The 9,665-nt window shown below is 76.3% G+C and carries 10 protein-coding genes; 4 read left to right on the forward strand and 6 right to left on the reverse strand.

The window, feature by feature from the left end:
- Window positions 1–5 precede the first annotated feature (5 nt).
- Complete coding sequence (locus IR170_RS14765) at window positions 6–962, reverse strand: DUF389 domain-containing protein (RefSeq protein WP_193665191.1); 957 nt, start codon at window positions 960–962, stop codon at window positions 6–8.
- A 110-nt stretch (window positions 963–1,072) separates the two neighbouring features.
- Here IR170_RS14765 and IR170_RS14770 point away from each other — a divergent pair, with 110 nt between their 5' ends.
- Window positions 1,073–1,420, forward strand: coding sequence for a molybdopterin-binding protein (locus tag IR170_RS14770; protein ID WP_056904673.1), 348 nt, complete (start codon window positions 1,073–1,075; stop codon window positions 1,418–1,420).
- Between the two features lie 61 nt (window positions 1,421–1,481).
- On the opposite strand, the gene IR170_RS14775 is transcribed toward IR170_RS14770, so the two are convergent.
- The 4 genes from IR170_RS14775 to IR170_RS14790 form a co-directional block, all read right to left on the reverse strand.
- Window positions 1,482–3,254 (reverse strand): VanW family protein, encoded by a 1,773-nt coding sequence (locus IR170_RS14775; RefSeq protein WP_193665193.1) that lies wholly within the window; start codon window positions 3,252–3,254, stop codon window positions 1,482–1,484.
- 47 nt (window positions 3,255–3,301) lie between these two features.
- Complete coding sequence (locus IR170_RS14780) at window positions 3,302–3,730, reverse strand: hypothetical protein (RefSeq protein WP_193665195.1); 429 nt, start codon at window positions 3,728–3,730, stop codon at window positions 3,302–3,304.
- A 77-nt stretch (window positions 3,731–3,807) separates the two neighbouring features.
- Window positions 3,808–4,776, reverse strand: coding sequence for an N-acetyl-1-D-myo-inositol-2-amino-2-deoxy-alpha-D-glucopyranoside deacetylase (gene mshB / locus IR170_RS14785; RefSeq protein ID WP_056862268.1), 969 nt, complete (start codon window positions 4,774–4,776; stop codon window positions 3,808–3,810).
- A gap of 110 nt (window positions 4,777–4,886) precedes the next feature.
- Complete coding sequence (locus IR170_RS14790; protein WP_319805106.1) at window positions 4,887–5,633, reverse strand: (deoxy)nucleoside triphosphate pyrophosphohydrolase; 747 nt, start codon at window positions 5,631–5,633, stop codon at window positions 4,887–4,889.
- Window positions 5,634–5,680: 47 nt separating this feature from the next.
- Here IR170_RS14790 and IR170_RS14795 point away from each other — a divergent pair, with 47 nt between their 5' ends.
- Both IR170_RS14795 and IR170_RS14800 read left to right on the forward strand, forming a co-directional pair.
- Window positions 5,681–6,859 carry a DMT family transporter gene (locus IR170_RS14795; RefSeq protein ID WP_193665198.1) on the forward strand — a complete coding sequence of 393 codons (1,179 nt, stop codon included), beginning with the start codon at window positions 5,681–5,683 and terminating at the stop codon, window positions 6,857–6,859.
- 216 nt (window positions 6,860–7,075) lie between these two features.
- Entirely contained in the window at window positions 7,076–8,182 is a 1,107-nt protein-coding gene (locus IR170_RS14800) for a hypothetical protein (protein WP_193665200.1), read from the forward strand.
- A gap of 20 nt (window positions 8,183–8,202) precedes the next feature.
- On the opposite strand, the gene IR170_RS14805 is transcribed toward IR170_RS14800, so the two are convergent.
- Window positions 8,203–9,036, reverse strand: coding sequence for a thioesterase family protein (locus tag IR170_RS14805; RefSeq protein WP_193665202.1), 834 nt, complete (start codon window positions 9,034–9,036; stop codon window positions 8,203–8,205).
- A 63-nt stretch (window positions 9,037–9,099) separates the two neighbouring features.
- On the opposite strand from IR170_RS14805, the gene IR170_RS20030 reads away from it, so the two are divergent.
- The gene (locus IR170_RS20030) at window positions 9,100–9,510 is read left to right on the forward strand and encodes a YidH family protein (protein WP_056862263.1); all 411 of its coding nucleotides are present in this window, start codon (window positions 9,100–9,102) and stop codon (window positions 9,508–9,510) included.
- The last annotated feature ends 155 nt before the right edge of the window (window positions 9,511–9,665 follow it).

Genomic DNA, 9,665 nt, shown 5'->3' on the forward strand with positions numbered 1-9,665 from the left:
CCCGGTCACGACAGCCGGCGGAAGAGCCGCTCGCTGGCCACGGTGATCGGCGTCCACCACAGCCGCATCACCACCAGCACCAGGGTGCCGGCGATGATCATGCCGGCGACGTTGAGCCCCAGCTGGGCCAGCGACCCGCGGATCTCGCCGCCGTCGAGGAAGGCCAGGCCGAGGGCGAGGTTGCCGGCGGCCGGCACGGTGGTGACGCTGATGAACACCCCGACCATGGTGGCGGTCTTCTCGATGGCCAGCGCGAGGGCGCCGGCGGCGCCGGCGACCAGGGCGACGATGAAGGACCAGCGGTCGGGGTGCCAGATGAAGCCGGTGTTGGGCCGCTCGCGCACGACCTCCTCGAGCGTCACCAGCCCGGTCGCCCGGGCCAGCACCGCCAGCAGCGTCACGACCACGATGGCGAGCAGGAACGACAGCACGAGCAGCCGGAGTCCGCGGCCGACGAGCCCCCAGCGACCCAGCAGCAGCCCGGCGCAGGTGGCCGCGATCGCGCTGAACTCCGGGCCGACCACCATCGCCCCGATGACCAGCACCGCGGAGTCGGTGATCACCGCGACCGCGGCCAGCACGACCGCCAGCACGAGGAAGACGTGGAAGGACACCGTGGGCACGGCGCCCGCCTCCGCGGCCGCCTCGACCGACTCCCAGATCACGGCGTCGTCGGGGTGGCCCGGGGCGGCGCGCTCGAGCCGGTCGGCGGCGTCGAAGGGCGTGCCGGTGGGCGAGGTCACCACGATCCCGCCGCGCTCGCGCAGCCCCAGACGGGTCAGCTCGCGGATCACCGGTCCGGCCTTCTCCCGCGCCACGTCGGCCTCGACGAGGTCGCCGGCGGGCTCGAGCACCACGCCGCGCTGGAGGGTCACGTTGGTGATCCAGTCGTGGCGGCAGAGGGTCTGGCAGACCGACTCGGTCAGGTCGGCGGGCGCGGTCACGCGCAGGTGGAGCAGCACGCGCCCAGGCTAGAGCGGCCGACCTCGTCGGCTCCGACGGGCCCGGGTGCGCGCCGGACACGCCGAGCCAGTAGTTCGCCTAACTCACCTAGGTCAGTATGGTTACGCGCATGATGACCGACGCCGGCCTCCCCCAGCCGTCTGGCTGCCAGCCCCTCGACCCCCGCGTGGCGATCGACACCGCGGTCGAGGCGCAGGAGGGGCGGATGTGCGTGCTGCGGGGCACGGCGTGCGTGCACGACGCCACCGTGGCCATCGTCGAGGTCAGCACCGACGGCGGCGAGAGCTGGCACGAGGCCACCCTCACCGGGCCCAACGAGCCGGCCGGTCCCGTCGAGTGGGAGCACCCCTGGGTGCCCGAGGCCCCCGGCGTGCACACCCTGCTCGCCCGGGCCACCGACTCGCGCGGCCGTCGCCACGACGTGGGTCGCGACCGGCTCCGCGTCTCCCCGGCCTGAGGTCGGGGCCCTGGCCGGACCCAGGCCGGACCCAGGCCGGCCCCGTGGCAGGAAGCGCGGGTCAGCCGCGCCCGGCGCCCGCCGGCGGGCGGCAGATGATGGTGTCGGAGGGGATGTAGTCGGTGTGGATCTTCTCCTGCTTGACCAGCTGCTCCTCCCCGGGGCGACGGAAGTAGCGCCACACGTCGACCGAGAAGCCGGAGTAGCCGGTGTTGGGCAGGCAGTTCTCGGTGCGCAGGGTCTGCGTGGCCGGGGCGGTGTAGTCGTAGCGCTCGGAGGTCCGGGTGGTGATGTCCCAGGTCTTCGTCGACCAGATCGAGACCGTCAGCACGCCCTGCGACGACGGCGTGCTGTCGGAGAAGGCGGTGTCGACCAGCACGCCGTGGTCGGTGTCGTTGCGGAAGCGCAGGTCGACCGCGCCCCACACGACGGTGGCCTCGCGGCCCACGGGGTAGCGGTCGATGTAGACCGAGTGCGCCTTGTGCTCGACGTCCTCGAGGCCGGCGAAGAAGGCGGCGTTGTAGGTCGTGGTCGCCATCTGCGAGACACCGCCGCCGAGGTCCTCGACGAAGACGCCGTCGCTGATGATGGTGCCGGTGGTGAAGCCGTTCTCGACCGTGCGCTCACCCACGATGTCGTTGAGGGAGAAGGTCTCGCCCGGCTTCACGACCGTGCCGTCGACGATCTCCGCGGCGCGGCCGATGTTGACGTTGCGGTACTCCGCGTAGGGGAAGTACGTCGTGAACGACGACACCCGCTCGCGGATCCCCAGCGCCCGGGCGTCCTTCGTGGTGAAGTCGGGCCGGGCCACGGTGGCCTCGACGTCGACCTCCCGCCTGCCCTCGCGGCGCGTCAGCACGTCGAGGAAGTCGGCGGCGACGTCGTCGGGGTCGTAGGAGACCCCGGGGCGGCCCGGCACGACCTGCGGGCGGCCGTCGACCAGCGCGACGGTGGCGTCGACGGGGTCGTCGGTGGTGGTCATCGAGTCGACCAGCGCGCTCAGCGCCTCGGTGTCGACGCGCGGCTCGAGCTCCCCGTCGACGGGCTCCATCGAGAGCGCCTCGCGGTAGTCGGCCGGCTGCAGCCGCAGCGGCGTGCCGTCGAAGCGCAGCACGACCGAGGCCGACAGCGCGGGGTTAGCGAAGTCGTCGAGGCCGGCCTGCACGTCGGCGGCGTCGATGTCGGGCTCCACCACGACCGGCTCCAGCTCGACGCGGCGGTCGGCGCGGCGCTCGGCGACGTACGCCGCCTCCAGCGCCTCGCGGACCTCCTCGGCGTCGAGGGCGCGGCCCTGCTGCGGGGAGACGGTGCTGACGCCCGCGGGACCGAAGACGACCTCGCCGTCGACCGCGGGAGCACCGGCCTCGTCGTCGAGGCGGGTCACCAGCGCGTCGAGCGCGGCGGGGTCGACGTCGACGACGGCCTCGAGGTCGTCGCCGCCGGTGTAGTAGTCCCACAGGCGGCGGGGGTCCCAGGTGCGCTCGCCGCCCGCGGCCTCGACCGAGGCGAGGTGGTCGACCGAGAGCCCCGCGTCGGCGGGGCTGAGACGCAGCGGCTCGGCGTCGGAGCCGGCCACCGAGACCCGCAGCCGGCCGCTCTCGCGCTCGGCGAGGCCCTCCTCGAGGGCGGCGACCGCGTCGGCCTGGGTGCGCCCGCCGATGTCGACGCCCGAGACGGCCGTGCCGCGCGGCACCTTGTCGCCGGCGGTGAGGGCCAGTGCGGCGTAGCCGCCGCCGGCGAGCAGCGCCAGCCCGCCGATGACCGCGGCGACGACCTTGCCCCCGCTCCCCTCGCGGTCGGGGCGGGGCGGCTTGGCGTCGTCTCGCGGGCTCACGACCCCCATCCTAAGGAAGGGCCCGCGCCGGGTCGGGATCCCCGGCCCTACGCCGGCGGCGCGAGGTCGTCCGCGGCGGCGCCGGCCGGGGGCCGAGCACAGGTCCGGTCACCGGGCTGGTCACCGGGCCGGTCATCGGGTCCGGCGCCCCGCGGACGGAGCACCAGGGTGGTCACGTCGGAGACGACGACGACCACGACGACCAGCCCGAGGCCGAGCAGCAGGTAGCCCGCGACGTCCTGGGCCACGAGGTAGCCCGACCCCGGGGAGCTCTGCAGCACGACGCCGAGCACGACCACCCAGCCCAGCGCCCACGGCGGGCGCGCCCACCACGACCGCGGCAGCGCCCACGCCGTGGCCAGGGTCGCGGCCGCGCCGAGCAGCAGGCCCCACCACAGCGGGTGCACCAGCACGACGGCGGTCGCGGTGGCCGCGCCCACCGCGGCCAGCAGCGCGGCCGCGAGCACGCGCAGCACCAGCCCGACCGGCCCCGGTCGGGCCGCTCGCCCCGGCGCCCCGGGGTGCGCCGGCGCCTCGGCCACCACGGGCGGGGTCAGCCCGCGTCGCCGGCGAGCCCGGCGAAGAGGTCGCTCTCGAGCCCGTCGTCGCCGACCGGGCCCAGCGCGCCCTTGACCAGACGGTAGAACTCGACGCCCCAGGCGGCGGCGCCGACGTTGTTGGACAGCGCGAAGAAGGGACCGTCGAGGGTGACCTGCGTGGGGTAGGCCCGCAGGGCGTCCATCTTGCGCTCGACGTGGTCCTGGGCGTCGACGGCGCAGGAGAGGTCGTCGTCGGCGGTCACGAAGTGCGGCAGCGGGCCGTCGGGGTCCATGCCCTCGAAGGAGGTGGTGTCGCCGGCGTCGCGCAGGGCGCGCAGACCCGCGCGCATGCGGCTCTCCGACATGGCGCCCCAGTAGACCTTGGCGATGTCCCACGCCGCCCCGAGGTCGGGGCGGTAGGACGGCACGGCCGCGAGCTGCGCGGCGTACATCGCGACGCGGTGGGCCTGGATGTGGTCGGGGTGGCCGTAGCCCCCGAACTCGTCGTAGGTCACCAGCACCTGCGGGCGCACCTCGCGGATCACCTCCACCAGCAGGGTGGCGGCCTCGGTGAGGTCGGCGCGGGAGAAGGCGTTGTCGTGCACGTCGTCGGCGGCGACGGCGTGGCCGTCGGCGTGCCACTGCATGCCGGAGTCGCGGTAGTGCCCGAAGCCGCCGAGCCAGCGGTGGTCGGTGACGCCGAGGGCGGCCATCGCGTCGGCGATCTCGCCGCGGCGGTGCTCGCCGAGGCGGTCCTCCTTGTCGGCGGCGAGGTGCTCGAGCTCGGGCACGAGGATCTCGCCCATCTCGCCGGCGGTGCAGGTGACGAGGGTGACCGAGCGGCCCTGCGCGGCGTACTGCGCCATCGTGGCGCCCTGGCCGATCGTCTCGTCGTCGGGGTGGGCGTGCACGAGGAGCAGCCGCTGCTCGGCGGGCGTGGCGGCGGGCGGCTGCTGGGAGGCGTGGGCGGGCGCTGCGGGCATGGCGAGGATCCTAGGGACGAGGTCCGACAGGGGCGGAGGGTGCCCGGCCGCGAGGGTCCCGCCGCCGTGCACCGCGACCGGCGCACCGGCCGGTCAGTGGCCCCAACACCTCACTGCGGCTTTTTGATCCGCCTCGGCGCGCTCGGCAGGTCCAGCGGCGGCGCGGGCGGCGCGTCGGGGGCGTCGAGGCCCTCGTCGAGCCAGCCGTCGTGCTCGTCGCAGAGCACGTCGAGCACGAAGGCGGGGGCGTCGGTGACCACGGCCCAGGGGTGGTCCTCGTCGTCGTCCTCCCCGGCCAGGCGCTCGCGCTCGACGTGGGCGTCGTAGCCGTCGGCGCGCAGCCGGCGCTCCACGGCGCGGGCGTCGTCGTCGGAGAAGAACACCGCGCGCGCCGAGGCCACCGGCGCGGTGAGCAGCACGTGGCGCAGCTCGGGCAGGAAGGGCCGGTCGGGCTCGAGCCAGTCGAGGTCGTCGAGCTCGTCGGGGCCGACCCAGGCCAGCAGGTCGTGCTCGCCCGGCTCGGGCTCGCCGCGCACCAGCCGCGCCGTGGCCACCCGCAACGTCAGCCCGGGCCGCACCGCCACCCCGTCGGCGGTCGCCCCGGCGGCGCCCGCTGCGGGCCCCGTCGCCGGCCCCGTCAGCGGTCGCAGCCACGCCACCACCTCGACCTCGCAGCCCAGCTCCTCGGCGACCTCGCGCACCAGCGCGTCGCCCGGGGTCTCGTCGGCCTCGACCTTGCCGCCCGGCAGCTCCCAGCGTCCCGCCGCCTCCGGCGGAGCCGTACGCCGCGCGGCCAGCACCCGCCCGCCGCGCACGAGCGCCGCGCCCACCACCAGCCGCTCCCGCTGCCCGTCCACGAGCGCGACTCTAGGTCTCCCGCGCACCGGTGGTGCAGGGTGGGCCCATGCTGTCTCGGGGACCTCGTCGCGCGCCCGCCCCGTCGGCGGCGCAGCCGGCCGGCGCCGCGCACGCCCCGGGCCCGGCCCACCCGCAGGTGCCGCTCGTGCCGGCGGCGGCCTTCGTGGTCGTGTGGTCCTCGGGCTACATCGCCGGCCCGCTCGGCGTCGAGGCGGTGGAGCCGATCACGCTGCTGGCGCTGCGCTTCGTGGTGGCCACGCTGCTGCTGGGGGCCTGGGCGCGGTGGCGCCGCGGGCCGATGCGGCTGCCGCGGGGCGTGCTCGTGCGGCTGGGCGCGGTGGGGCTGATGATGAACGGGCTGCAGTTCGTCTTCATGTACCTCGCCTTCGACGTCGGCCTCGGCGCCACCCTCGGCGCGCTGATGCACTCGCTCTCCCCCGTGCTCACCGTCGTGCTCGCCGGGGTGCTGCTGCGCGAGCGGGTCACCCGTGTGCAGGTCGTCGGCCTGGTGGTGGGCGTCGCCGGCGTCGTGACGATCCTCGGCCCCGACGTCGAGGAGGCCGGCGGGGCGGTCGGCCTCACCCTCGGCGTGCTCAGCACCCTCAGCCTCTGCCTCGGCACCCTCGGCCAGCGCTGGACGGCCACCACCCCCGCGTCCCCCCGCCCCTCCGACTCCCTCGAGGAGGCGGGCGCGGCCGAGGCGGGCGCCACGCCGCCCGGCGAGTCGATCGACCCGGTGTGGGCGGCGGTGGTGCAGTTCGCGGTGTGCGCCGTGCCGCTGGTGGTGCTCGGGCTGCTGCTCGAGGGCACCCGCCCGGTGCACGACCCCGTCGTCGCGGTCGCCACCGTGGCCTGGCTCGGCGTCGTCAACTCCATCGTCGGCCTGCTGCTGCTCGGCGCCGTCGTGCGCCGTGGCGGCGCCGGCGCCTCGGCCAGCGTCTTCTTCCTCATGCCCCCCGTCACCGCCGTGATGGCCTGGCTCTGCTTCGGCGACACCCTCGACGCCCGCGAGCTCGTCGGCCTGGTCGTGGCCGTGCTCGGTGTCGCCGTCGCCACCCGCTCCGCCCGCTCTCACCCCGACGGTGGTCGAGGAGGGAGCCCCAGCCCCGGTGGTCGAGGAGGGAGCCCCAGCCCCGGTGGTCGAGGAGGGAGCCCCAGCCCCGGTGGTCGAGGAGGGAGCCCCAGCCCCGGTGGTCGAGGAGGGAGCCCCAGCCCCGGTGGTTGAGGAGGGAGCGCCAGCGACCGTCTCGAAACCACGTCCGCCCGGGGACAGTGGTTTCGAGACGCTCGTCGCTGGCGCTCCTCCCTCCTCAACCACCGGCCCGACGGTGATCGCGAGATGCTCGTCGCTGGCGCTCCTCCTCCTCGACCACCCGTCCCGGGCAGCCCGACCAGGACGACCTGCCAGGCTGGAGCCCCGCCCGTCGACCAGGAGGACCCCGTGACCGACCCCGACCTCTGGCTCACCCCGGGCCGCGACGCGGGCCCCGCGATCGACGCGTTCGTCTCGTCGTACGGCGGGCGGCGCGCGGGTCTCGCGGGGCTGGTGGCGGCTCTGCCCCGCGAGGGCCGGCGGCTGCGGCGGACCCTGTCGCCGGGTCTCGCGGCGCGCCGCTCGTGGACGTGGCAGGGGCCCGACCGGCGCGACCCCCGCTGGTGGCCGCAAGGGGTGACCTCGTCGGCCGACGCCGCGGCGGGGGCGGCCGAGGCACCGGTGCCGGGGCGGGTGCTGATGGTCAGCTGGTACGCCAAGACGATGCCGGGCGAGCCCACGCCGCCGGGCAACCAGGGCTCGCGGATCAGCGTCGTCGACCTCGAGGCGCGCCGCTACGACCACGTCCTGCTGGTGCGCGCGCAGGCCGACGGGGCGTGGAAGCCGCTGCAGGTGCACGCGGGCGGCATCGCGTGGGTGGGGTCGTGGCTGCACGTCGCGGCCACCGCGAAGGGCTTCTGGAGCGCCCGGGTCGACGACGTCGTCGAGGTGCCGGCCGGTCGCCGCGCGGAGACCTTCGGCCACCGCTGGGTGCTGCCCGTGCGGCGCGGCCACGCCGCCGGCTCGGGCGAGGGCGTCGAGCCGCTGCGCTACTCGTTCCTCTCCGTCGACGCCTCCCCCGCGTCACCCGCGTCGTCGTCCGCCGCACCCGGGACCGGCCCGGAGCTGGTGGTCGGCGAGTACGCCCGGGGCCGCCGGACCCGCCGCCTGGCCCGCTTCGCCCTCACCCCCGAGGGCGCCCCCGTGGTCGGTGACGACGGCCGCGCCCGGCCACTGTCGGTGCACGACAGCGGGGTGGCCGGCATGCAGGGCGCGGTGGTCTCGCGCGGGCGCTGGCACGTGACGACCTCCCACGGCCCCTGGACCCCCGGCACCCTGGTCACCGGCGCCTCCCCCGACGCCGCCGACCCGTGGCGGCCCCGACGCTGGGCGACCCCGATGGGTCCGGAGGACCTGGCGGTCTGGCCCGGCGACACCCCCGCCGACGACCGGCTGTGGACCGTCACCGAGCACCCCCGCCGCCGCTGGATCTGCGAGCTGCGCGTGCCCCGCTGACGCCCGCGCCCGCAGGCGGCTCAGGCCCCGCGCGGCACCATCGCCAGCTGGCGCGCCTGGGCCACGAGGCGCCCGGAGGAGTCCCAGACCTCGCAGTCCTCCTCGAACATGCCCCCCGCGAGGTTGCGGGTGGCGTGGCGCACCTTGAGCCAGCCGGGGGCGGGCCGGGCCCGCACGTGGGCGGTGAGCTCGACGGTGGGGGCCCAGCCCATGAGCCCGAGGTCGAAGGTGACCGGCGGCAGGGCGTCGACGACGAGCAGCAGCGAGAGCGGGTCGGGCTCGCGGTCGTCGTGCAGGCGGAACCACGCGGCGATCTCCCCGCGGCGGCTCGGCGCACCGACCGCCCAGCCGGCGCTCTCGGGGGCGAAGCGCATGTCGAAGCGCTCCATCAGCGGCGCCATCGCGCGCACCTCGGGCGGGGCGTCGGTGTTGCGCACGCACTGCTCCAGCGGCGGGAGCTCGGGCTCGACGGCGGTGGTGCGCACGTCGTCGGCGGCGCGGGCGAGGTCGCCGAAGGTGGCCAGCGCGGTGATGCGGGTCTGCCCGTCCTGCACGAGGTCGGCGGCGACGGTGGCGACGCGGCCGCCGTCGCGGCGTACGCCGACCTGGGCCTCGGCCGGCCCCGCGGTCGCGGCGGAGAGGTAGTAGGCGCTGATGACCAGCGGGTCGGGCTTGCCGCGCTCGGCCAGCTCGGCGCGCACGGCGGTGCCGAGGGTGGCCAGCAGGTAGCCGCCGTTGAGGCCGCCCCCGACCTTCCACCCGGCGGCGAGGTCGGCGGCGTAGCGCCCCTCGCCCTGCGCCGTGACGGCGGTCTGCGTGTCGAACTCGGAGGTCGGGGGGAGGCCTGCGGTCATGGCCGGACGCTACCGCCCGCCGCCGACCCTCCCGCGCCCGCGGTCGTGCGGCACGATGGTCGCGTGCCCGCGTCCGCCTCCCCCGCTCCCGGCGAGAGCCCCCGTGGGCAGGAGCGCCCGCGCCGCCCCGCGTGGGTCTACGGCGAGGGCCAGGAGCCCGACCCTCGCTACGTGCTCGCCAACGAGCGCACCTTCCTCGCCTGGGTGCGCACCTCGCTGGCCCTGCTCGCCGGCGGCGTGGCGCTGTCGTCGCTGGGGGTGCCGGAGCCGACGTGGCTGCGGCTGACCCTCGTCGTGGTGCTGGTGCTGCTCGGCGGGCTGACCACCGCGGTCGCGCTGGCCCGCTGGGCGCGCGTCGAGCGCGCGATGCGCACCGGCCGCCCCCTGCCCGCCTTCGGCCTGGGCCTGCTGATGACCGCCGCCGTCGTCGGCGTCTCGCTGCTCCTCGCCGTCGTGGTCCTGCTCAGCGCCTGACCCCGCCGTGGCCGAGGAGGCAGCCCCACCCGCCCCCGGTGGTTGAGGAGGGAGCGCCAGCGACCGTCTCGAAACCACCGCCGGTGGTCGAGGAGGCAGCGTCACCCACCCCCGGTGGTTGAGGAGGGAGCGCCAGCGACCGTCTCGAAACCACC

It is taken from the genome of Nocardioides kribbensis (assembly GCF_015070375.1).
In the GTDB taxonomy this organism is placed as follows: Bacteria; Actinomycetota; Actinomycetes; order Propionibacteriales; family Nocardioidaceae; genus Nocardioides; species Nocardioides kribbensis.